We start from the raw sequence: 23,416 nt of genomic DNA, 5'->3' as shown, positions 1-23,416 counted from the left end.
TCTTTTTGATCAACATTCGATACAATATCTCTGTATTAGGCAAATGCCTTGATCCACGCTTGTTAGGGAAAATTTATTTTTCTGACTGGCGTGTTTTTTTAGGAGGTTTTATGATAAAGATTGTACGATCTGTAATTCCGGTCATCTTCGGAAATTTCTTATATGCCCTGGTTGTAAAACTGTTTATCTTACCCACCAGTTTAATGAGTTCCGGTACGACCGGTATTGCCCTGTTTTTAAACCATTATTTGTCGTTACCAGTCTCCTTATTTGTGCTGGTATTTAATCTTTTAATGTTGTTGATAGGATTTTTGATATTAGGAAAAAAGTTTGCGATGACAACGATCGTATCTACATTGGTATATCCGATGGCACTGGAATTTTTCAATCAGCTGTTAGGAAATCTTGTGATCACTGACAATGAACTGTTAAATACGATCTTTGCAGGTTTGGGTATTGGACTGGCCTTGGGTATCGTGATTCGAAGCGGAGCCAGTACCGGTGGCATGGATATTCCCCCTTTGGTGCTTCATCATTTTTTTAAGATTCCGGTATCCATGAGTTTATATGTCTTTGATTTTATCATTCTATCTTCACAGACATTGTACAATCCTTTAGAAAGATTATTGTATGGTATCATACTGATCTTGTTGACATCGATCGTTTTAGATAAAGTTCTTTTAATGGGTACGACAAAGACCGAAGTGAAGATCATCAGTCCGCATCATGAACAAATCGCATCTTCCATTTTAAAAGATGTCGATCGTGGTATCACATTGTTGCAGGGAAAAGGTGGTTATTCTCATCAAGATCAATCTGTAATTCTAAGTGTTGTTTCCAATCGTGAACTTTCAAAGATTGAAAAGCTGACTCATCAGATCGATCCGGATGCGTTTATGATCGTCAGTCGTGTCAGTGAAGTTCTGGGACGAGGCTTTTCCTCTAAGAAGCAATATCAATAAAAACAGGCGGCAGCTGGATACTATCGCCTGTTTACAACTATTCTTCTTTTAATTCTTTCGCCTGTTTTAATAAGGTAATCAGGGCATCTACCTGCTCTTGTGTAGTGCTCCAGCTGGTCACAAAACGAATGACCTTTCCTTCTTTCCGATTTTCCCAAAGCTCAAAATCTACTTTTTCTTTCAAAAAAACATATTCATTCTCATTGACAACCGGGAAGATCTGATTGGTGTCGCTCTTCATTAAAAATGGATATTTCAGATCAAACAAAGCATCCTGAATCTGTGCTGCCATTTCATTGGCATGTTTGGCAACTGTATAAAACGCATCGTTTTCAAACAAACCCGCAAACTGGATTCCTAATAACCAACCTTTCGCCATCATGGCTCCGTTTTGTTTCATACAAAAGCGAAAATAAGGCTTTAAGCTATCGTTGATGATCACAACGGCTTCTCCCATTAGAGCGCCATTTTTTGTGCCACCAATATAAAATACATCACACCAGGCAGCCAAATCATTTAATGAATAATCGACACCGGACATCAAAGCAGCGCCCAGTCTTGCCCCATCCATATATAGATATAAACCAAGTTCCTGGCACTTTTCATGTAAGGCTGTAAGCTCTTCTCTTGTATAGACGGTACCAAATTCTGTGGCATTGGAAATATAGACCATCTTTGGATACACCAGATGTTCATAGGTCAACATGTGCTCATCAAATGATTTTTGAATCAATGCCGGTGTCAGTTTTCCATTCACATTTTGTACGGTGATAACCTTATGACCGGTGGCTTCGATAGCTCCTGTTTCATGTGTTGCGATATGGCCGGTATCGCAAGAAATTACTGCTTCAAAGGGACGAAGCATGGATTTGATCACAGTTTGGTTGGTCAACGTACCACCGGAGATAAAATGAACATCAACTGTATGATCCACCATCTTAGATTGAATCAATTGTTTAGCATGCATGCAGATTTCATCTTCTCCATAGCCTACATGACTTTGCATATTGGTCTGATTCATCTGTTCTAAAATTTCCGGAATACAGCCTTGTCCATAGTCATTTCGAAAAAATAACATAGATTCTCCTTTCAAAAAGAGAGTACTTATAAAAGTACTCCGCTTATTTTAACAATCCCATTTTTTCATCCGTGAATAAACGGGCATCCATCAATTTTAAATCTTCGGCAATAGCCGGTTTAAATTCCATCTGTGCCAGAACATCTTTTTCCAAATCAATACCCGGTGCAATTTCTGTTAAGGTCAATACACCATCTAACAGTTCAAAGACAGCACGTTCAGTAATATACATGACTTTCTGTCCTGTTTGTGCAGCATATTCAGCGGCAAATGTAATCTGTTCCACTTCATTTTTGAACTTTTTGATCTGCCCTTCCTGTACGATTTCCAGCTTACCATTACCAATGGTTTCCTTTAAGCCCTTTGCGGTAAAGGTTCCACAGTAAACCACAACAGGAGCAGTCTGTGTGATGTTGATGAATCCTCCACAGCCGGCAATCTTCGGTCCAAAACGAGAAACGTTGATGTTTCCGTGACGATCACATTCTGCCAATCCCAAGAAAGCCTGATCCAATCCACCGCCATCATAGAAGTCAAACTGATATGGCTGATCGATCATCGCATCCGGGTTTGTACAGGCACCAAAGGCTGTACCGCTCATCGGTACTCCACCGATTCCTCCGGTTTCTACCGTCAATTTTAGACCCGGTAATCCTTCTTCATTGGCTACATTGGCAATACCTTCCGGCATACCAATACCTAAGTTGATGATTGCTTTTGGATCCAATTCCATAGCAGCTCTTCGACAAACAACCTTACGTGCATTTAATGGCATTGGTTCAATAGAATCCACCGGTACACGAACTTCCCCAGAGTAAGACGGATTATATTCCTGTGAGAATGTTTGCCAATGATTTTCCGGTTTTCCGATAACCAACGCATCGACATAAATACCCGGAATTTTTACTTCACGAGCCGGTAATGTACCATTTTGTACGATATCTTTAACCTGTACGATGACAGTTCCACCAGAGTTTTTAACTGCCTGTGCGATCGATAAGGAATCCAGCGTACCAGCTTCCTGCGTCATGACTACGTTACCATCTTCATCGGCATAGGTACCACGAAGCAATGCGACATTGACTGGGAAGGATTTATAACGTAACCATTCTTCCCCATCCATTTCAATCAGTTCTACCAAATCTTCTGCCTGACGTGTTTTTTCATTCATCTTAGCTCCTTCCAAACGAGGATCGATGAATGTTTTTAAACCGATTTTAGTAATAACACCCGGGCGATGACCGGCAATTTCACGGAACAACAAAGAAATGGTTCCTAAAGGCAAGTTATAGCCTTCTACTTTATTTTCAAAAACCAATTTTTGAAACGTCGGAATCAATCCCCAGTGTCCGGCCACGATTCGTTTTAATAAGCCTTCATGTCCTAAATGGTTGGCACCTAAACGGTCAGTACCATCACCCATTCCGGCAGAAAACATAACGGTCAGATCACGTGGATGTCCGGTTTTCAAAAAGCTTTCTTCTACGGCGATACTTAATTCCTGCGGATGTCCCATTCCGATAAATCCACTGATACCGACAGTATCACCATCTTTGATCAAAGAAACAGCTTCTTCGGCTGATAAAATTTTTGCCATTGAAACTACCTCCTTCTATTTGTTCTTAAATTCTTTTTCTTTTACTTTATTCACAAAGCATTCCATACCATAGGTTTGATCTTCTGTGGCAAAGCAGCTGGAGAATTCTTTGACTTCAATTTCAATGGCACTGTCAATATCTGTCTGCAGACCATTGTTGATTGCTTTTTTGGCATAAGCAACGGCTATTGGTGCATTTTTGGCAATACCTTTGGCCATCTTTAATACCGTTGGCATCAATTCTTCAGCCGGAACAACATTGTTGACCAAACCAATGGCTAAAGCTTTGTCAGCTTTGATATTACGAGCCGTAAAGATCATTTCTTTGGCAATACCAGCCGGTACTAAGCGAGCTAAGCGCTGTGTTCCACCAAAACCTGGTGTGATACCCAAACCAACTTCCGGTTGTCCAAATACGGCATTTTCACTGGCTACACGAATGTCACAGCTCATAGCTAATTCACATCCACCACCTAAGGCAAATCCGTTAACAGCGGCAATAACCGGGCAATGCATAGTTTCAATCATGCGGAAGATCTTATTTCCGTAAGCGCCATATTCAGCAGCTTCTTCTACTGTTTTATCTTTCATTTCCGCAATATCAGCACCGGCTACAAAGCTTTTAGATCCAGCACCGGTAATGACGGCACAATACGTATCTTTGTCCGCTTCTACTGTATTGACTGCTTCTTCCAAGTCTTTTAAAACGGCAGTACTCAACGCGTTTAATGCTTTTTCACGATTGATCGTAATGATCGATACATGTCCTTGTTTTTCTAAAATTACATTTTCCATGATAGTATCCTCTCTTTTGAAAAAAAGGCGAAACCAGAAACGGTTCGCCTTATCGGTTCAAGTAAATATTAATACTTGTAGAAACCTTCTCCAGTCTTACGTCCTAATTTACCGGCACGTACCATTTTTCTCAACAAGGTGCTGGCACGGTATTTAGAATCTCCTGTTTCATGATACAGAACGTCCATGATTGCTTCAACGATATCCAAACCGATCAGATCGCCTAAAGCCAAAGGTCCCATTGGATGGTTAGCGCCTAACTGCATTGCTGTATCAATGTCGCTGGCAGAAGCAATTCCTTCCTGAAGAATGAAAGTTGCTTCGTTGATCATTGGAACTAAGATACGGTTTACGACAAATCCAGGTCCTTCATTGACTTCAACCGGTGTTTTTCCGATTGCCTTAGAGATTTCGATGACTTTGTCTTTTACTTCAGCCGGTGTATTTGCACCAGAGATAACTTCGACTAATTTCATACGATCTGCCGGATTGAAGAAATGCATACCAATTACCGGATGTTTGATACCATTGGCAATTTCTGTAATGCTTAAGCTGGACGTGTTAGAACCGAAAATGCAGTCATCTTTTACGATTTCATCCAATTTTGTGAACAATTCTTTTTTCACATCCATAACTTCCAATACAGCTTCAACGATCAAATCTGAATCAGCCAGATCCGCATATTCACCAGCTTTTAGGTTTGCTTTGGCAGCATCGGCAGCTTCCTGAGAGATTTTTCCTTTTGTGACTAATTTGTCTTTAGAAGCAAAAATCTTGTTGACACCATTCTGTGCCCATTCCAGTTTCACATCGACTACAGTTACCTGGTTTCCAGCTGTCGCAAACGCATTTGCGATACCTTGTCCCATTGTACCGGCGCCGACTACACCTACTTTTAATGTCATGTTGAATTCCTCCTTAAGCAGCTTTTGCTTTTTTGATTTCTTCTACTAACAAAGGTAATACTTCGTTGACATCACCGACAAATCCCATATTGGCAATCGTAAAGATTTCAGCCTGAGGATCACGGTTGATGGCGATGATCATATCGGATTTTTCCATTCCGGCTACGTGCTGAACAGCTCCGGAAATTCCACAAGCGATGTATAAGCTTGGACGAACCGTCTTACCAGTCTGACCAACCTGTAAAGCTTTATCCATGTATCCATCTTCTACTACGGCACGAGTTGCACAAACAACACCGTCTAATTCTTTCGCGCAGGCTTCTACCAAATCCAAGCATCCTTCCGCACCACGTCCGGCACCAACAAGAATGTTTGCTTTTGTGATATCTACACCTTCAACGATTTTTTCTACAACTTTGTCGATGGTAACTTCTGGTTCAGTTGTTTCCCATTTTGGAGCAAATGATACAACTTCTCCTGTACGGCTTGCATCAACTGGAGCCATATCAAATACTTTTGGTCGAATCGTAGCCATCTGTGGACGAGTATCCGGACAAACGATAGTACCAAACAAGTTTCCACCAAATGTTGGTCGTGTTACCAACAATAAAGCTTCTCCGTCTTTTGCCTTTTCTGTATCGATTTCGATCTTAGTAGCATCAGCTGTTAGACCAGCATTGATACGAGCAGCTACACGTGGAGCCAAATCACGTCCTAATACAGTAGCTCCTGTCAAGAAAGAATCTGGCTTGAATTCTTTGATGATCTGAGTTAATGCATCTGTATAGAACTGTGTAGAATAATCTTTTAATAATTCATCATCAACAACGATGACTTTATCAGCACCATGTGCAATGACATCCTGTGCTTTATCTGTAATATTTGAACCTAACAGAGCACCGACAACCTGATATCCCATTTCCGGAATGCTGGCAACTAATTTTCTAGCTTCGGAAATCAATTCGTAACCAACTTCGGCAACGGTTCCATTTTTCTGTTCAACAAATACATAAATGTCTTTGTATCCTTCAAATTTTGCCATTTTGTGTTCCCCTTCCTACTTCGTGATCAATTGCTTTTCTTTCAATGTTTTAGCAATCAATTCTGCAGTTTCCTGTGCAGACAGTTCATATGTTTTTGTTTCAGCGCTGACTTCTTTTGTGAATGTCGCATGAACCTTAGTTGGAGAACCAGCTAAACCAACAACGGAAAGATCCAGATCTAAATCATCAAATGTCATGATGTTTACCGGTTTGTCAAAAGAATCTACGATATCAACGCAGTTCATATAACGAGGTTTGTTCATTCCGGATAATGTAGTTAATACACAAGGCATCTTAGAAGTTAAGATTTGTTCTTCTTCTTCCAAGGCTTTTTTAACCGTGATTTTTTCCGGTGTCAGTTCAATAATCTGATCAACATATGTGATCTGAGGCAATCCCAAACGTTCAGCAGTCTGCGGACCAACCTGAGCTGTATCACCATCAATAGCCTGACGTCCGGCGATGATCAAATCAAATCCGATCTTCTTTAAGGCAGCAGCCAAAGTGCGGCTTGTAGCACAAGTATCGGCACCACCCAAACGACGGTCAGTGATCAAATATGCATCATCCGCTCCACGAGCGATTGTTTCCTGCAGCATACCTTTTGCTTGCGGAGGCCCCATAGATACAACAGTTACTTTTACATCCGGATTGGCATCTTTTAATTCCAATGCAGCTTCCAAACCAGCTAGATCATCTGGGTTGATGATACTTGGAACGCCATCACGAACCAATGTACCAGTCTTTTTATCTACTGTAATTTCAGTAGAATCTGGTACTTGTTTTACTAGAACGACAATTTTCATATTTCAACAATTCCTTTCTAACGTAATACCGCACCAGAAATTACCATACGCTGTACTTCAGAAGTACCTTCGTAGATTTCGGTAATCTTTGCATCACGGAACATTCTTTCAACTGGTAAATCACGTGTATAACCATATCCACCCATCAACTGGATTGCTTTGGTTGTAACTTCCATCGCAACTTCAGCGGCAAATAATTTTGCTTCGGCAGCTAATACCGTATATTTTTCACCATTTTCTTTTGCCATGGCAGCACGATAAACCAACAGACGAGCTGCATCAGTTTTGCACTGCATATCGGCTAACTGGAATTGTGTATTCTGGAATTTAGAGATCGGACGACCGAACTGTTTACGAGCTTTTACATAAGGAACAACTTCATCGATAGCTCCCTGGGCAATACCTAAAGCCTGAGCTGCGATACCGATACGTCCGCCATCCAGTGTCATCATCGCAATCTTGAAGCCCTGTCCTTCTTTTCCTAATAAGTTTTCTACCGGAATCTCTACATTATTGAAGATCAGTTCGCTTGTGGCAGAACCGCGGATTCCCAATTTTTTTTCATGAAGACCGAAAGTGAATCCTGGCATTCCTTTTTCAACGATAAAAGCAGAAATACCATGTGTTCCTTTTGATTTGTCTGTCATCGCAAAGATGATATAAACATCAGCTTCTCCGGCGTTTGTGATAAAGATCTTTGTACCGTTCAATACATAATGATCTCCCTTTAATACAGCCGTAGTCTGCTGACCAGCTGCATCGGTACCGGCATTTGGTTCTGTCAAACCAAAGGCTGCTAATTTCTTACCTGTACACAGATCCGGTAAATATTTCTGTTTCTGTGCTTCAGTACCAAACTGAGCGATTGGCCATGTACCTAAAGATGTGTGGGCACTTAATACAACACCTGTTGTTGCACAAGTTTTAGAAAGCTCTTCAACGGCTAAAATGTATGACAAATAGTCAGCTCCGGCACCACCATATTCACGTGGATACGGAATTCCCAACATTTTTGCCTGACGCATAACTTCAACGCTTTCCTTAGGGAAACGTTCGTTTTCGTCAACATCCGCTGCGTTTTCTTTAACTTCGTTTTGCGCAACTTCTCTGAACAACTTCTGCATCATTTTTTGTTGTTCTGTTAAATTGAAATCCATAGATGAAGTTCTCCTTTCTTTCTTTGAACCATTCGACTTTTGGATATCGTAAGCATGAAAAAAGTTTCAAAACTTCTCATACATGTTTATTGTACAAAGTTATAATCTTTCCGTCAATAAGTTTGTGCAAAAATTAACAAGTTATTTTTAGCCGCTTTTTCACGAGCAAAATTCACTTATTATTTTTTTCACAAGTTTGTTGACATCCCCTCTGAATTGGATTATTCTATGCGTGACAAGTCTCTTATACGAGCAGAAAGGAAGATAAAATAATGAGAAAAGCTTATATCGTAGCTGCCAAACGAAGCGCCGTAGGAACCTTCATGGGTTCTTTGACCGATGTTGATGTTGCTGATTTTGGTGCTACTGTCCTCAAAGAAACCATTGCCCAGGCCGGTATCGATTCTAAAGACTTAGATGAAGTTTTAATCGGTAACGTTATTGCCGCAGGTTTAGGACAAAACATCGCCCGTCATGTGGCCTTTAATGCCGGAGTACCGGTAGAAGTATGTGCCCAGACTATCAACATGTTATGTGGATCTGGCTTAAAAGCTGTTATGGAAGCCTGCCTTCGTATCCAGGCCAACTTCGGTGATCTTTATGTAGCCGGTGGTGTAGAATCCATGACTCGCGCCCCTTTCCTTACTCCTTATACCATTCGTAAAGGTGTAAAAAGTGGAAACATGACATTGATCGACTCTATGCTGCACGATGGTTTGACCGATGCCATGTATGGAATTCATATGGGTGTTACAGCCGATAACATTGCCAAAAAGTATAACATTTCTCGTGAAGCGCAGGATGAATTTGCCCTGGCCAGTCAACAAAAAGCATTGGCAGCGATCGAGTCCGGACGCTTTAAAGATGAAATCGTTCCAATTACTTATCGTACAAGAAAAGGTGAAGTCACTTTTGATACCGATGAACATCCACGTCAGACAAGCATGGAAAAACTGGCAAAATTAAAACCAGCTTTCTCCAAAGATGGAACAGTTACAGCCGGTAATGCTTCCGGTATCAACGATGGAGCCAGCTTTACGATCGTAGCCAGTGAAGATGCCGTTAAAAAATACAATTTAAAACCAATTGCCGAAGTCATTGGATTTGGTCAAGGTGGTGTAGATCCACGCGTAATGGGATTAGGTCCTACCCCAGCTATTTTAAACGCTTTAAAATATGCTGATCTTTCTATCAATGACATGGAATTGGTTGAGTTAAATGAAGCCTTTGCCGCTCAGTCTTTAGGTGTAATACATGAATTGGAAGAGGCAACGGGTATGGATCGTGAAGAATTCTTAAAGAAAACCAACGTCAATGGTGGTGCCATTGCCTTAGGACATCCAGTAGGAGCCAGTGGTAACCGTATCTTAGTTACACTTTTATATGAAATGAAAAAACGTGGTTTGAAGACCGGTCTTGCCTCTTTATGTATCGGTGGTGGACAAGGTGCTGCCGTTATCGTGAAGATGTGCGATTAATTCATTCTGATTCTAAAAACGAGTAGAGTGCAAATACCCTACTCGTTTTCTTTTGTGATATAGCTCATAATCAATTCAACCGTATTTTCCAAAGCCTTATAATGCGTTCTTTCCATACCATGCGAAGCTTGTACTCCTGGGCCAATCAATGCCCCTTTGATATTATTTCCACCCTTTAAGGCGGCAGACACATCACTGCCATACATCGGATAAATATCAACAGCATAACATAACTGTTTTTCTTTAGCCAGACGAATCAGATCACTTGTCATTTGGTAATCATAAGGGCCACTGCTGTCCTTAGCACAAATGCTGACATCATATTCTGTACAAGACAGGTCTAAACCGATACATCCCATATCTACTGCCAACATTGAATCTATCTCATCCGGTAAGGCAGAAGCGCCATGGCCTACCTCTTCATACGTACTAAACAAAAAAATCAGATTTGTAGAAGGCATGATATTTTCATACTTTAATGTCTTCAAAACTGAAAACAAGCAAGCACAGCTGATCTTATCGTCTAAGAATCGTGACTTGATAAATCCACTTTCTGTAACAGTTGTCTTTGGATCAATGGCAATAAAATCACCATTTGAAATTCCAAGTTTCAAAACATCCTCTTTATTTTTTACTATTTCATCAATACGTACTTCTAAAGTATCTGCTTTTCTTTCTAAACTGCCGGCGTCCGGATGCACATGCTTACTGGCTGCCTGGCATAAAATGGTTCCTGTATAGACTTTATTCATACGCGTATAGATGCGGCAATATTCCGAATCTAAAGTGGGTAAAGTCGGAGAACCGATCGGTGTAATTGCCAAATATCCATTCTCTTTGATGGAACGCACCATCAACCCCAACGTATCACAATGTGCACTTAATCCCAAAGTCCGGCTTGTATCCTTTCCCTTAACTTGAATCATCAGATTCCCTTTTTGGTTACGAAATGTTTGATAGCCTAATGACTTTGCTTCTTTTTCTAAAAAATCAATGGCGTGCATTGTAAAACCGGTTGGCGAATCCACCTGTAACAATTTTTGTGCAAAACTCAATATGTATTCTTTATCCATACGTATAATCCTCTCTTTATCTTTAAAGATATCTATCTTTTATATTGTATTACCATCAAACAAAGCGTATCCAAAATGGGTAAATTCTTTGATTGTCGTTAGTAGAACTTCTTGGCTAAAAACTCTAAACGAAAAGCTGCATACTTTAAAAAATCTTTGTAGCCACAATAATGATCATCAAAATAGGCGATATTCAACCGTTTACAATTTTGATGACAGATAAATTCGAAGGGACAGTTCTTACACGCTTTGCTGATACGTTTTGAACGTCTTAAAAAAGCTTTGGCACCATCACTTTGCATCATAGCAGTTACATCATCCGTCTTTATATTTCCACAAACATATTCATCTAAGGCATAAAAATCGCAGGGGTACACATTCCCATTGGCTTCGATAACCGATTGAAAGCTGCAGTTTCCACACATACCGCATGATTGCGGCCTTCGATGCTGAAACAAAAGAATCAAATTATCAAATAAAGTAATACTGATATAATTTCCTTTTTCTACTTCTTCAAACCACAAATTAAAAAACGCCTTATAAAAAGATGCAAACAATGATGGTGTTAAAGCATATGGACTTGATTCATCCAACGGTGCCAGGCAAGGAATTAACTGCACATAGTAAAATTGATGTTGTAAGATCCATTGAAACAACTTTTGTGGATGCTTTGCCAGATACGAAGTTAAAACAATCAAAATATTAGTATCGACAGCATGTTTTTTTAATCGATCGATGGAATGCATGACTTTTTTGTAAGTTGGATTTCCTTGACTATCCGATCGCAAAAAGTCATGATTTTCCTGATAACCATCTAAGGATACACCGACAAGAAATTGATTCTTTTTAAAAAATTTACACCAATCATCATTGATGGAAAGACCATTTGTCTGTATCGCATAGTGTATGTTTTGATGCGTTTTACGTTGATTGACATACGCAATAAAAGCATGGTAAAAAGTAAGTCCGGCCAATGTTGGCTCACCACCCTGAAACGCAAACGTGATGTCTTCATACGATGCCAGAGCACGATCAATCAAAGCGTGCATCGTATCTTCCTTCATGATGGAATAAGAAGGGTTCTTTCGATGATTGACCACATCTTTATAAAAACAATAACGACAATTCATATCGCATAAAGAAGAAGCCGGTTTAATTAAAAAACTGATAGAAGCCATACTCATAGTGTATCAAATCTATATGAAATACTCAAAAAAAGGATTCCTCACAAGAAGAATCCCTTTATTCTAAATATCAAACCACTGAATCGCACAAGCGTCCAATTCCACTTCAAAGTTAGATCCATCACCTTTATAAATTGTCGATTTTTGCGGTTCATACGTATTGTTGACAACGCAGAAACTGTTGGTTGATGGATAAACATTGACATCTAAATTATAGTTGTCACTGTACCATTTCTTCATGTCATTTTCTTTGTGTGCCGCAAAGAAAATCGCACGATATAATAGACGTGTATTTTCAAAGCTGAATGGAAGACCGTTAATATAAACGGAACGTCCTTTACCATATTCATTCACAGCTAAATTTACATGAAGATCTTTTTCCTTCAGGATCCTTGTACCTGGTAAAGCATACACGTTATTGACACATTCTCCCCAGTCCTCATGTTCTAACTGTTCGGTGATAAAGTGTTCATGCGTATCCCAGTTATACTTATCGGTATGCATCGTAAATCCCAACTCTTTATCCACACCTAATACGTCATAAAGAGTGAAGAATTTACCATTCTTGGCACAGGCTGTTGGCTCTCCAACACCAATGAAACCACCACCGTTATCGACATACTTACGCAGAACGGCAATCACGGTTTCATCAAATTCTTCACCGCCGCTAAAGCTTGTATAAGCAGCACCAACATTCAACAAGACATCAATATCATTTAATACGGATGGATCGTTACGTACTTCATCAAAACTGATAAAACGCACATCGAACGGGTATCCGCTCAAAGCTTCCATAACACCGGTAAACGAATAAATCTGTTTATACCAGATCGCATGGTGTACCAGATGTGTTCCCCAGCGACGAAGTTCACCCCAGCTGTTCAATACACCCACCTTCATTAGGGTATATGGTTCCTGCTGGTTGACATGAGAATATAACTCACGGAATTCATCACAGACTTTTTCGATGTAATCAATAAATTCTGGGAATTTTAAAGCCAGTTTTAAATAACCGCCATATCCGATCCGATCGACCGGACTTCTCAAAATTGCACGACGGGCAGTCACCCAGTTGATCTTGGCTTCTTTTAAAGGATCGCCACCTTCATGGAAAGTATCCGGGAAGAAGTAAGGTAAAAATCTTCCTTCGGTATATTTCACACCTTTGATATCAGAAATTAGACGAAGTGTTGTTCCGGAACCTACCGAACCAACCACAGCATCTAAACCAATAGATTCAAAATACTTGCCAAACGGTTCGGTACCAATCCAGTGATCGCCTAAGAACATCATGGCTTCTTTACCATATTCATGGCAAATATCGACAAACTTTTTAGCCAACTTACAGACTTCTCTTTGTTGGAAATCCATAAAATCGCGATATTCTTTTGTCGGTACGCAGAAAGTAGAGTTGTTGAAACCTTTATTAATGATGTATTCCGGTCTGAACTTATAACCTACTTCTTCTTCAAACTGTTTTAAGATGTATGGAGAAACCGAAGCACTGTAGCCAAACCAGTCAACATATTTTTCTCTGGCCTGTTCGTCGAACTGTAATGTGAACTGATGAAAGAATGTTGTAAATCGAACAACGTTTACATCATCACGTTCCTGACAAAATTTTCTAAATTTTTCCAGTACATACTTTTGTGTCTTTGGCTGACGTACATCAAAGGTCATCTGATGTTCTTCATCCTGCCAGTCATTTGTCAATGAATTGTACATGTGAACCGGATCCCAAATGACAAATGCCAAAAAGCTTACTGTATAGGCATGATAAGGAATCGCATCATGAATGATCACTTCGCGATTTTCTTCATCGTAATCCCAGTTTGTCACTACGGTATCCGTTGTACGATCAATGACTTCCCACCAGCGATGAATATCATCGATCGTGTTGGGTTTAAGCTGATCCTTATAGAAATGCTTCATGATCTGAATCTTACATTCAGTCTCTTTGGCCGTTACAAAATCAGACATCAGATACATTTGTTGAATTTCTTCCGGATTTGCTTTGGCCCATGCGTTATCTTTACGTGTTGTATAGTAAGTCGCATATTGTTTAATATCCATTGAACGAAGTTCTTCTGGCATATCGGTTCCATCGCAGTCACGAATCGCATCCGCTTTCCAGCGATGAATGATATCGATCGTATCATCTATGACATCGATATCAGTTGGTACTGTCACTCTTCCTTGTTTAATCATGTTAATGTCCCTTCTATTGTGTCAATCAATTTTTGAAACGCAATATCTCCTTTTTCATCAAAAGAATAGATGCCGCAATGTCTTAGTCCTTCCACAAAGATCTTGCCGACTTCTTCTTGCAGCTGTTCTTCCACATTTTCTTTTGTCCAGGTGATGGATTGTTGAAGATTCTGCAGCCATTCTAAATGAGAATCTAAAAGATCTGAACAGGTACCATCTAATAAATAATCCTTCATTGCCTGCATTTCCGTTTTTAAGCGGGCCGGCAATACCGCAAGTCCCATCACTTCGATCAGACCAATGTTTTCTTTTTTGATATGATGTACTTCTTCATGCGGATGAAAGATCCCCATAGGATGTTCCTTGCTTGTTCGATTATTTCTAAATACAAGATCCAGTTCATATCGATTGTTTCGATAACGCGCAATACTGGTGATTGTATTGTGCATCTGTCCATCTGTTTTGGCATAAACTTCAACAGCTGGATCATCATACTGCCGCCATACTTGCAGTATAGTATCCGCTACATCGATCAGTGTCTCCTTTTGCACCGATGATAAGCGCAATACGCTTAATGGCCAGAACAGACGATCGGCTCTTACATCCTCTGTCAGCTGAAATCTTTGAACAACTCTCGCATTGGCCATGGCAAAGTCATAATTCCCACCCTGAAAATGATCATGAGACAGGATTGATCCTCCCACGATTGGAAGATCGGCATTGGAACCTAAGAAATAATGTGGAAACTGTTCGACAAATTCCAGCAGTCGAATAAAAGTTTCCCGACATGTTTTCATAGGTACATGTTCACCCTTTAACACAATACAGTGTTCATTGTAGTAAACATAGGGAGAATACTGGAAGAACCAGTCTTCTCCATTTAATTTCAAAGGGATAATGCGATGGTTGCTGCGGCCATCGCATCGAGGGCTTCCATAATATCCTTCACATTCCTTACAAAGCACACAGGCTGGATAGCTTGTGGATATGCTCTTAGAAGCTTTGGCAATATCTCTGGGATCTTTTTCTGGCTTGGATAAATTAATGGTAATATCCATAATGCCATACTCTGTATTCAGTTTATATGAAACATTCTTATCAATTCGATCCTTGCGAATATAGTTACTGGCGATGCTGGTATGATAGAAATAATCGGTTGCTAGTACAGGAGAATTAGTTTTTTTCATTTCAAATGTCTGAATCATTTCGGAAGGTCGCGGCATGAAACAATTCATGATCTGAGAATCAAATGCATCGCGGTTTCGCAAAGTATCTTCCAGGATTCCTTTTTTGATGGCGATATCACAAAGCTTTTGCAGCAATTCACTGACATAGTGATAGGATACCCTTTGATTGGTAGGTGTATAATCTTCTTCCTTTAAACAGGCCAGAATACGATTGCGGGCATAGATTCGATCGCTTGGTTCCATCAAATGCTGCTCGATCGCATATTCCAGCAAAGTTTCAATGATTGCTTCCATACGTATCCCTTTTATACGATACGATTTTCTGTTTCTGGATCAAAGAAATGAATCTTGCTTAGATCCATGGTCAGATCCAGATCCTCATGTCCTTTGGCTTCCAGACGAGATGCAATCTTTGCACTCATAGCTTCTCCGTTATAAGTTCCATGCAGGATGTATTCATGACCTAATAATTCGGCTACATCAATGTGGAAGGTAAAACGAGCACTTGGATAAGTCTGGGCAACGATACCCTCGGCATGCATATCTTCCGGACGAATACCCATAATGACTTTCTTTCCGTTATAAGCTGTCATCTCATCCTGGAACATGTCCGGTACTTGAATCTTGTGATTTCCAGCGGTAAAGATGCCATCGGCATACGTTCCATGAATGAAGTTCGTTGCCGGTGCCCCTAAAAAGCCTGCCACAAACATATTGGCCGGATTGTTGTAGATTTCCTTTGGTGTACCGATCTGTTGGATATAACCGGCTTTCATGACAACGATACGATCGGCCATTGTCATGGCTTCGGTCTGGTCATGGGTAACATAAATCGATGTCGCACCAATACGCTCATGCAGTTTAATGATTTCGCTGCGCATCTGCACACGCAGCTTGGCATCCAGGTTACTTAAAGGCTCATCCATTAAGAATACCTTGGCATTACGCACAATGGCACGCCCCAAGGCAACACGCTGTCTTTGCCCACCGGACAATGCCTTTGGTTTACGATCCAAATAATCAGTAATCTCCAAGATACGAGCCGCTTCTTTTACACGTTTATCGATTTCATCTTTTGGTGTTTTTCTAAGTTGCAAGCCAAATGCCATATTGTCATATACACTCATATGCGGATATAGCGCATAGGACTGGAATACCATGGCGATGTCACGGTTTTTTGGTTCAACATCGTTCATCAGTTTTCCATCGATATAGAACTCTCCGGCGGTAATATCTTCCAAACCGGCAATCATACGAAGTGTCGTTGATTTACCACATCCGGATGGTCCTACAAATACGATAAATTCTTTGTCTTTGATCTCCAGATTAAAATCAAAGACAGCTTGTACATTGTTATCATAGACTTTATCTATATGTCTTAAAGACAATTCTGCCATATTACTTTCCTCCTACTGATACTTTCGATTGTAGAGATAGATCAGGATCATAATACCAATGACACCAACGATCTCCATCATCAAATTTGGGATTCCTACCGTTTTTTGTCCGATGACTACCAATGCAACACAAACAATAAAGGCAATCAAAGACAAAATCGTTTTAATGATATTGCTGTTTTGCATATGCATCCTCCTTCAATTAGTCTTTTAAACCACCAAGGCTCATACCTTGTGTCAACTTCTTTTGAACGATGATATACAAAATCAATGTAGGAACCATCGCAATCACCAATCCGGCATACATGACACCGTATTGAGCTGCCGAACGCTGTGCCTGCATCAGATTACGTAATCCGACAGATAAAGTCGCATGATCTGTCTGCAACAATGTAAAGGCAACGATATATTCATTCCAGTAAGCTAAAAACTGGAACAAAATAACAGTAATGATACTAGGTCTTGCCATTGGGATCATGATCTTTGTCATGGTCTTAAAATAGCCACATCCATCAATCAATGCTGCCTCTTCATAAGCTTTTGGCAACGTCTGGAAGTAACCTGTCAACAAGTAAACTGTAAATGGAAGACTGGTCGATGCATAAACAATCGCAAGTACTAACTTGTTGTCGATCAAAAAGTTAGTCAATCCAAGCATGTTATCAAAGTTAAACAACATCATATAGATTGGCAATACGATATAGTTCATATTGATGAACAATCCGGCCATAAACAAGAGATTCATAAATTTCTTTCCCTTGAAGTTGAAACGAGCCAGTACATAAGAACATGGTAATGCGACTACCAGTAAGATTACCAATGCCATAGCTACCACGATGACCGTATTTAACAGATAATCGCCCATTCTGGCTTTTTCAAATGCCGTCACGTAGTTTGACCACTGCAGTACAGCCGGTAAGGCCCATGGGTTATCGGCATTTAATTCTAACTGTGTTTTCAAACTTGCCAAAAATACCCAAAGAATCGGAATAATGATCGTTACCGCAAAGACGATCATGGCAAAATATACAAAGATCTTGTACCAGGAATGTGGTGATAAATTCTTAAGTTTTTTCATCGAGGCACCTCCTAATACTGTAATGGATCACGTTTTGTGACCTTATTCAATGCACCTGCCATCGCAAACGCCAGGATAAAGGTAATTACACCAATGGCCATACCATACCCCAGATTTCCGGAGAAGGCTTTTGAGTACATGTAATTCAACATAACCTGCGTACCAAATTGTCCATCGGTATTAACCTGCACAAACAGGAAGCTTAAGTTGATCGTTGAAATAACGAAGAATGTCAAAGTCTGACGAATGTTATCCCAAATCAATGGCAGTGTGATCATAAAGAACTGTTTTACTTTTCCGGCACCTTCCAAAGAAGCTGCTTCATACAAGTTTTCTGGAATGGATGTCATACTGGCCATGTACATAACCATGTAGTATCCGATGGCCTGCCAAACCAGAGCTCCGATGATCGAAAAGATGATAATTTCCGGATCTCCCATCCACTGATGACATAAGCTGTCCAGTCCAATCGTGGATAAGAAACTGTTCAACAAACCATTGCTTGGAGCATAAATGGCTGAGAAAATACCGGCGATGATAACGATATTCAAAATGTTTGGAATATAGAATATAACACGGAAGAAATTCTTTCCTTTGAAGTTTTCACGTGTTAATAATGTCGCAAACAAGATCGCCAGAACGATCGTAAACATCGTTACGATCACAATGATGAGTATCTGATTCTGAATGGATTCCAGAAAGATATCATCGTTAAACAAAGTTTGGAAATTCTTGAGGCCGATAAACGTCTCCCCGCCGACAAATCCAGCTTTCTGATACAGTGAATAACGGAATACCTGTATTGTCGGTACTACGATAAACAATGTAACCAGAACCAGGGCAGGTGCCAGACAGGCGATGACAAAACGGCGCTGTGATTTCTTTTTTGTCATAATGTCCAACCTCTCTCTTTTAAGTAGTAAGAAAGCGGTGAAGAATCACCGCTTTTTATAAATATCACTGTGTTTCTTATTCTTTTGCTAATGGATGTTCACGTAATGTTGTCCAAAGCTCAGTCAGTGATTCTTGCCATGTATCAACAGATACACCTTCTTTACCGCTGGCGATTTCTTCGATTGGTCCATACATAGTACCCTTGAAATCAACATCTGGTACAGCGGTAGCATCGTATGCAGCATATGTACCGGAAACAGCTTTTACGCCTTCCTGATTGTAAACATCAAACAGACCTTTTAACTGTTCGTCAGCTAACAAACTAGCAGAATCTTTTCTTGGTGAAACAATGTTGTGAGAAGCAAAGATCTTAGCTGCATCTTCAGAATACAAGAATTTGATGAATTCTTTTGCATCATCTACGTTAGCAGCTTCAGCAGGGATCCATACTTGTTCAGTCATTGTTGTAACAACGCGTTCTCCACCTTCTTCAAAAGCAGGCAGCGGCATTACACCCCAAGAGAAGCCTTCCGGTGTAGTTTCAGCCATTTCACCGATGATCCAGGAACCATTAGGCATAAATAAGGCTTTACCATCGATCATAGACTGCTGGTTCTTTGTGAAACCACCGTCAACGTTGGCATTGGCAACTGTATCTTTTTCTAAATAGTTAGGTCCTACCAATGTAGCTATAGTTTCCAGAACTTTCTTACCTTCATCAGAATCCCAAGTTCCTTCACCATATTTCAAAGCATTCTGGAAGTATTCTTCTCCACCAGCCTGATACAGCATACCTAACACAGTGTTGTCAAAGTATCCTTTGATTGGGTATGTGAATAAGTATTTGTCAGGGTTTTCACTATGTACCTGATCACCTAAAGCCCACATTTCATCCCAAGTCTTAGGAAGCTGATCTTCTGATAATTCAGCTTTGTTGTAGTATAATCCAGCAGGTGTGTACATGATTGGAGCCAGATATGCTTTTCCATCACCGAAATAATCAGAAGTAGGTTCTGTGATAGAAGTATCGATTTCATCAGCAACCTCTTCCATAACATCGCTGATATCCAAAACGTTACCATTATTCAGCATTGATTCTGTATAATTGGAAGCCTGTCCCAGGTTGTAGTAAACCAAGTCAGCATATTTTCCAGATGCATTGTCTTTCTGCATTTCCTGATCGATTTCTTTACTGAATCGGATCTGTACGTCAACTTCCGGATTGGCTTCTTCAAATGCTGCGGCAGCTTCTTCCAAGAATTCTGTACCGTTACCACCTTCAAAAGCATCGAAAGCCAAAATTCGTTGTCCGTCATCATTTGTTGGCACTTCTTTTTCGCCCGAATCCGTGCTTCCTGAGCTACATCCAGTAACCATTGTAGCCATTGCCAGAGCCAAAGCTCCGGCTCTCATTAATTTGTTCATTATAATCCTCCTTTGAACATAGCTTTTAACTACTTAAAGTGTACAAAAATGTAAGCGCTTTTTCTATGCGATTCTTGTTTTGAATTTTAGAAATATTGCTTTTTGATAAATACACCTCAAAATTTCGAAATTTTCACATCTTTCTGTGCTACACTTCTTTTAGTAAAAAGGAGATTTTTTATGCGTCAACCTAATATACTCTTATTGATGTGTGATCAGTTTCGCGGTGACTGCCTTTCCATACAAGATCACCCCAATGTTAAGACACCTTTTCTAGATTCTATTGGACATCAGGGTGTGGTCTTTGAAAATGCATACAGTGCAACACCCAGTTGTATTCCCGCCCGTGCAGCTCTTTTAACCGGACGAAGTCAGGAAGGCCATGGACGTGTCGGCTATCAGGATAATGTCGATTGGGATTATACGCACTATATGGCTGAAGAATTTTCCAACGCCAATTATCAGACCCAGTGCATTGGAAAGATGCATGTTCATCCCCCACGCCTATCCTGTGGTTTTCAAAGCTTAAAGCTTCATGATGGTTATTTGGCATGTTACAGAGATAATAAAGCACCCTACTGGATGCATCAAAGCGTTCATGATGATTATCTTTTCGATCTGCAAAACCAGACAAATCGCTTCAGCGATGTCACATCCAGTGGACCGGAGTGCAATTCCTGGGTGACTCATCCATGGATCTATGAAGAACGGCTGCATCCGACAAACTGGGTTGCCGATCAAAGTATTCGCTTTATTCAGACAAGAGATCGAACCAAGCCTTTCTTTTTGATGTCTTCGTTTGTGCGCCCTCATCAACCCTTAGATCCACCACAGTCCTATTTTGACATGTATAAAGATAAAGATCTAAGAAAACCGGCACAAGGCGATTGGGATGACAAAGAACGTACTAAAACACATAAGTTTCAATATGACTCAATCTATGGAACCGATGATCCTAATCTACAACATGATGCGATGGCTGGCTACTATGGCTCCATCACCCATGTTGATCATCAGATTGGAAGGATCCTATTGGCTTTACAGGAAGATGGCATCTTAGAAGATACGATCGTATGCTTTGTCAGTGATCATGGTGAAATGTTATTTGATCATGGTTTATGGCGAAAGGTCTTTCCATACCAGGGCAGTGTTCATATTCCATTTTTGATGCGTGTAGGAAAGAATGTCGCCTCTATACAGTCACAACGAATCAAGGATGTCGTAGAACTGCGCGATGTCATGCCGACCTTATTAGATCTATGCCATCTATCGATCCCAGATACTGTAGATGGAATTTCACTCAAGCCCGTATTGGAAGGTACAAAAGCTTCGCCTAGAGACTATCTTCATGGTGAGCATAGTTTTCATTCTGATCTATCGAATCATTATATTGTCACTAAACAGTATAAATATATATGGTATTCACAGACTGGTATCGAACAATTCTTTGATTTAGAAAACGATCCGTTTGAATCACACGATGCGATAAATGATCCTGCTTACAAGGATATCATCACAACATTAAGAAACCATCTGATCAAAGAATTAAAAGATCGTCCGGAGGGCTACAGTGATGGAACACAGCTTTTCATAAAGAAAACACCACTCAACATGATTCCTCATCGTAAATAGAAGACAAGTCAATCGCGCTTGTCTTTTTTTATAGACTTTAAACCTCCTTTTGAAACCGATCAATTATAAACAGGCTATAACCTTAGAACTTCCAATTTAACTATGCTTATAAATTCGATTTTTCGATTTTCTTCGCATATAAAAATCTTTTTTATTCAAGATGGATAGCCTTTCTATATTTGTTAGAAAAGCATGGATTTTAACTTGTGAAAAAATTAATTTGTTCATTGATTTTAAAAGAAAGCTGTGATACAGTTTCCTTGGTAAGATAGTAAATATCTGAAACAATGGAGGAATTAAAATGTCAAAGAAAATCGTATTAGCCGGTGCATGTCGTACCGCAATCGGTAAAATGGGTGGCGCTCTGAGCAATACACCTGCTGCTGATTTAGGAGCTATCGTTATCAAAGAAGCTTTAAATCGTGCTGGTGTTAAACCTGAACAAGTGGATGAAGTTTTAATGGGATGCGTTATCCAGGCTGGTTTAGGACAGAACGTTGCTCGTCAGGCATCCATCAAAGCCGGACTTCCTATTGAAGTACCAGCTGTTACATTAAACGTAGTATGTGGTTCTGGATTGAACAGTGTAAACCAGGCAGCTGCTATGATCAAAGCCGGACAGGCTGATATCGTGGTTGCCGGTGGAATGGAAAACATGTCCATGGCACCATTCGCCCTGAATAAAGCACGTTTTGGATATCGTATGAACAACGGTGTATTAGTTGATACTATGGTAAACGATGCCTTGACAGATGCATTTAATCATTATCATATGATGATCACTGCCGAAAACATTTGTGATCAATGGGGATTAACTCGTGAGGAATTGGATGAATTTGCCGCTAATTCTCAGCAGAAATGTGAAAAAGCACAGGCTGAAGGTAAATTTGATGATGAAATCGTACCGGTTCCGGTAAAAGTGAAAAAAGAAATCGTAGAATTCAAGAAAGACGAAGGACCTCGTGCCGGTACTACTGTTGAAACCTTGGCTAAATTACGTTGCTGCTCAGGAAAAGACGGTGGATTGGTAACAGCCGGAAATGCTTCCGGAATCAATGATGGTGCTGCGGCTATCGTTGTAATGAGCGAAGAAAAGGCAAAAGAATTAGGTGTTACCCCAATGGCTACATGGGTAGATGGTGCATTAGCCGGTGTAGATCCAAAGATCATGGGTATCGGTCCAGTGGCTGCTACAAAGAAAGTAATGGAACGTACCGGATTAAGCGTTGATGATATGGATCTGATCGAAGCCAACGAAGCCTTTGCGGCACAGTCTGTAGCCGTTGCCAAAGACCTGAACTTTGACATGAGCAAAGTTAACGTTAACGGTGGAGCTATCGCATTAGGTCACCCTGTAGGTGCCAGTGGATGTCGTATCTTAGTAACTCTGTTATACGAAATGCAGAAACAGAATGCGAAAAAAGGTCTTGCGACATTATGTATCGGTGGCGGTATGGGATGTGCCACAATCGTTGAACGCGACTAATCTCAAACGGACTATAAAAAAATGGCGTGTG

At 40.3% G+C, this 23,416-nt stretch carries 20 protein-coding genes; 4 read left to right on the top strand and 16 right to left on the bottom strand.

The window, feature by feature from the left end:
- The first annotated feature begins 110 nt into the window (after positions 1–110).
- On the top strand, positions 111–962 hold the full coding sequence (locus tag G413_RS0100675; protein ID WP_022789030.1) for a YitT family protein: 852 nt from the start codon (positions 111–113) through the stop codon (positions 960–962).
- A gap of 37 nt (positions 963–999) precedes the next feature.
- On the opposite strand, the gene G413_RS0100670 is transcribed toward G413_RS0100675, so the two are convergent.
- From G413_RS0100670 to G413_RS0100640, 7 genes are all read right to left on the bottom strand, one after another.
- Positions 1,000–2,040: a threonine aldolase family protein gene (locus G413_RS0100670; protein WP_022789029.1), complete on the bottom strand. Its 1,041-nt coding sequence runs from the start codon at positions 2,038–2,040 to the stop codon at positions 1,000–1,002.
- A 43-nt stretch (positions 2,041–2,083) separates the two neighbouring features.
- Positions 2,084–3,637 (bottom strand): acyl CoA:acetate/3-ketoacid CoA transferase, encoded by a 1,554-nt coding sequence (locus G413_RS0100665; RefSeq protein ID WP_022789028.1) that lies wholly within the window; start codon positions 3,635–3,637, stop codon positions 2,084–2,086.
- Positions 3,638–3,652: 15 nt separating this feature from the next.
- Complete coding sequence (locus tag G413_RS0100660) at positions 3,653–4,432, bottom strand: enoyl-CoA hydratase-related protein (RefSeq protein ID WP_022789027.1); 780 nt, start codon at positions 4,430–4,432, stop codon at positions 3,653–3,655.
- A 68-nt stretch (positions 4,433–4,500) separates the two neighbouring features.
- Positions 4,501–5,337: a 3-hydroxyacyl-CoA dehydrogenase family protein gene (locus G413_RS0100655; RefSeq protein ID WP_022789026.1), complete on the bottom strand. Its 837-nt coding sequence runs from the start codon at positions 5,335–5,337 to the stop codon at positions 4,501–4,503.
- A 13-nt stretch (positions 5,338–5,350) separates the two neighbouring features.
- Complete coding sequence (locus G413_RS0100650) at positions 5,351–6,379, bottom strand: electron transfer flavoprotein subunit alpha/FixB family protein (protein WP_022789025.1); 1,029 nt, start codon at positions 6,377–6,379, stop codon at positions 5,351–5,353.
- Between the two features lie 15 nt (positions 6,380–6,394).
- Positions 6,395–7,186, bottom strand: coding sequence for an electron transfer flavoprotein subunit beta/FixA family protein (locus G413_RS0100645; RefSeq protein WP_022789024.1), 792 nt, complete (start codon positions 7,184–7,186; stop codon positions 6,395–6,397).
- A gap of 17 nt (positions 7,187–7,203) precedes the next feature.
- The gene (locus G413_RS0100640; protein WP_022789023.1) at positions 7,204–8,343 is read right to left on the bottom strand and encodes an acyl-CoA dehydrogenase; all 1,140 of its coding nucleotides are present in this window, start codon (positions 8,341–8,343) and stop codon (positions 7,204–7,206) included.
- Between the two features lie 272 nt (positions 8,344–8,615).
- Between G413_RS0100640 and G413_RS0100635 the strand changes: the two genes are divergently transcribed.
- The gene (locus G413_RS0100635; protein ID WP_022789022.1) at positions 8,616–9,821 is read left to right on the top strand and encodes an acetyl-CoA C-acetyltransferase; all 1,206 of its coding nucleotides are present in this window, start codon (positions 8,616–8,618) and stop codon (positions 9,819–9,821) included.
- 38 nt (positions 9,822–9,859) lie between these two features.
- Here G413_RS0100635 and G413_RS0100630 read toward each other — a convergent pair whose 3' ends face one another.
- From G413_RS0100630 to G413_RS0100590, 9 genes are all read right to left on the bottom strand, one after another.
- Complete coding sequence (locus tag G413_RS0100630) at positions 9,860–10,894, bottom strand: M42 family metallopeptidase (RefSeq protein WP_022789021.1); 1,035 nt, start codon at positions 10,892–10,894, stop codon at positions 9,860–9,862.
- Between the two features lie 98 nt (positions 10,895–10,992).
- A complete protein-coding gene (locus G413_RS0100625; RefSeq protein WP_022789020.1) occupies positions 10,993–12,072 on the bottom strand; it encodes a radical SAM/SPASM domain-containing protein in 1,080 nt (359 codons plus the stop codon).
- A gap of 69 nt (positions 12,073–12,141) precedes the next feature.
- Positions 12,142–14,286 (bottom strand): 1,3-beta-galactosyl-N-acetylhexosamine phosphorylase, encoded by a 2,145-nt coding sequence (gene gnpA, locus G413_RS0100620; protein WP_022789019.1) that lies wholly within the window; start codon positions 14,284–14,286, stop codon positions 12,142–12,144.
- Positions 14,283–15,767 (bottom strand): UDP-glucose--hexose-1-phosphate uridylyltransferase, encoded by a 1,485-nt coding sequence (locus G413_RS0100615; protein WP_022789018.1) that lies wholly within the window; start codon positions 15,765–15,767, stop codon positions 14,283–14,285. The genes gnpA and G413_RS0100615 overlap by 4 nt, the downstream gene beginning before the upstream one ends.
- Positions 15,768–15,778: 11 nt before the next feature.
- The gene (locus G413_RS0100610; protein ID WP_022789017.1) at positions 15,779–16,870 is read right to left on the bottom strand and encodes an ABC transporter ATP-binding protein; all 1,092 of its coding nucleotides are present in this window, start codon (positions 16,868–16,870) and stop codon (positions 15,779–15,781) included.
- A gap of 12 nt (positions 16,871–16,882) precedes the next feature.
- Positions 16,883–17,056, bottom strand: a complete 174-nt coding sequence (locus G413_RS12015) for a DUF6903 family protein (RefSeq protein WP_022789016.1) — start codon at positions 17,054–17,056, stop codon at positions 16,883–16,885.
- 16 nt (positions 17,057–17,072) lie between these two features.
- On the bottom strand, positions 17,073–17,948 hold the full coding sequence (locus G413_RS0100600) for a carbohydrate ABC transporter permease (RefSeq protein ID WP_022789015.1): 876 nt from the start codon (positions 17,946–17,948) through the stop codon (positions 17,073–17,075).
- Between the two features lie 11 nt (positions 17,949–17,959).
- Complete coding sequence (locus tag G413_RS0100595; RefSeq protein WP_022789014.1) at positions 17,960–18,841, bottom strand: carbohydrate ABC transporter permease; 882 nt, start codon at positions 18,839–18,841, stop codon at positions 17,960–17,962.
- A gap of 76 nt (positions 18,842–18,917) precedes the next feature.
- A complete protein-coding gene (locus G413_RS0100590; RefSeq protein ID WP_022789013.1) occupies positions 18,918–20,267 on the bottom strand; it encodes a carbohydrate ABC transporter substrate-binding protein in 1,350 nt (449 codons plus the stop codon).
- 180 nt (positions 20,268–20,447) lie between these two features.
- Between G413_RS0100590 and G413_RS0100585 the strand changes: the two genes are divergently transcribed.
- Together G413_RS0100585 and G413_RS0100580 are read left to right on the top strand one after the other, a co-directional pair.
- The gene (locus G413_RS0100585) at positions 20,448–21,899 is read left to right on the top strand and encodes an arylsulfatase (RefSeq protein WP_022789012.1); all 1,452 of its coding nucleotides are present in this window, start codon (positions 20,448–20,450) and stop codon (positions 21,897–21,899) included.
- Positions 21,900–22,200: 301 nt separating this feature from the next.
- Positions 22,201–23,385 (top strand): acetyl-CoA C-acetyltransferase, encoded by a 1,185-nt coding sequence (locus G413_RS0100580; RefSeq protein ID WP_022789011.1) that lies wholly within the window; start codon positions 22,201–22,203, stop codon positions 23,383–23,385.
- Positions 23,386–23,416: the final 31 nt, after the last annotated feature.

The sequence above is a fragment of the Faecalicoccus pleomorphus DSM 20574 genome, assembly GCF_000420345.1.
Classification (GTDB): Bacteria; Bacillota_I; Bacilli_A; order Erysipelotrichales; family Erysipelotrichaceae; genus Faecalicoccus; species Faecalicoccus pleomorphus.
The sequence above is the reverse complement of the archived record's forward strand: the minus strand, read 5'-3'. Positions and strand labels throughout refer to the sequence as shown.

What these genes read in the sequence shown, in the direction of transcription:
- G413_RS0100675 (WP_022789030.1), top strand. Translation starts at nt 111, where the DNA reads ATGATAAAGATTGTACGATCTGTAATTCCGGTCATCTTCGGAAATTTC.
- G413_RS0100670 (WP_022789029.1), bottom strand. Translation starts at nt 2,040, where the DNA reads ATGTTATTTTTTCGAAATGACTATGGACAAGGCTGTATTCCGGAAATT.
- G413_RS0100665 (WP_022789028.1), bottom strand. Translation starts at nt 3,637, where the DNA reads ATGGCAAAAATTTTATCAGCCGAAGAAGCTGTTTCTTTGATCAAAGAT.
- G413_RS0100660 (WP_022789027.1), bottom strand. Translation starts at nt 4,432, where the DNA reads ATGGAAAATGTAATTTTAGAAAAACAAGGACATGTATCGATCATTACG.
- G413_RS0100655 (WP_022789026.1), bottom strand. Translation starts at nt 5,337, where the DNA reads ATGACATTAAAAGTAGGTGTAGTCGGCGCCGGTACAATGGGACAAGGT.
- G413_RS0100650 (WP_022789025.1), bottom strand. Translation starts at nt 6,379, where the DNA reads ATGGCAAAATTTGAAGGATACAAAGACATTTATGTATTTGTTGAACAG.
- G413_RS0100645 (WP_022789024.1), bottom strand. Translation starts at nt 7,186, where the DNA reads ATGAAAATTGTCGTTCTAGTAAAACAAGTACCAGATTCTACTGAAATT.
- G413_RS0100640 (WP_022789023.1), bottom strand. Translation starts at nt 8,343, where the DNA reads ATGGATTTCAATTTAACAGAACAACAAAAAATGATGCAGAAGTTGTTC.
- G413_RS0100635 (WP_022789022.1), top strand. Translation starts at nt 8,616, where the DNA reads ATGAGAAAAGCTTATATCGTAGCTGCCAAACGAAGCGCCGTAGGAACC.
- G413_RS0100630 (WP_022789021.1), bottom strand. Translation starts at nt 10,894, where the DNA reads ATGGATAAAGAATACATATTGAGTTTTGCACAAAAATTGTTACAGGTG.
- G413_RS0100625 (WP_022789020.1), bottom strand. Translation starts at nt 12,072, where the DNA reads ATGGCTTCTATCAGTTTTTTAATTAAACCGGCTTCTTCTTTATGCGAT.
- gnpA (WP_022789019.1), bottom strand. Translation starts at nt 14,286, where the DNA reads ATGATTAAACAAGGAAGAGTGACAGTACCAACTGATATCGATGTCATA.
- G413_RS0100615 (WP_022789018.1), bottom strand. Translation starts at nt 15,767, where the DNA reads ATGGAAGCAATCATTGAAACTTTGCTGGAATATGCGATCGAGCAGCAT.
- G413_RS0100610 (WP_022789017.1), bottom strand. Translation starts at nt 16,870, where the DNA reads ATGGCAGAATTGTCTTTAAGACATATAGATAAAGTCTATGATAACAAT.
- G413_RS12015 (WP_022789016.1), bottom strand. Translation starts at nt 17,056, where the DNA reads ATGCAAAACAGCAATATCATTAAAACGATTTTGTCTTTGATTGCCTTT.
- G413_RS0100600 (WP_022789015.1), bottom strand. Translation starts at nt 17,948, where the DNA reads ATGAAAAAACTTAAGAATTTATCACCACATTCCTGGTACAAGATCTTT.
- G413_RS0100595 (WP_022789014.1), bottom strand. Translation starts at nt 18,841, where the DNA reads ATGACAAAAAAGAAATCACAGCGCCGTTTTGTCATCGCCTGTCTGGCA.
- G413_RS0100590 (WP_022789013.1), bottom strand. Translation starts at nt 20,267, where the DNA reads ATGAACAAATTAATGAGAGCCGGAGCTTTGGCTCTGGCAATGGCTACA.
- G413_RS0100585 (WP_022789012.1), top strand. Translation starts at nt 20,448, where the DNA reads ATGCGTCAACCTAATATACTCTTATTGATGTGTGATCAGTTTCGCGGT.
- G413_RS0100580 (WP_022789011.1), top strand. Translation starts at nt 22,201, where the DNA reads ATGTCAAAGAAAATCGTATTAGCCGGTGCATGTCGTACCGCAATCGGT.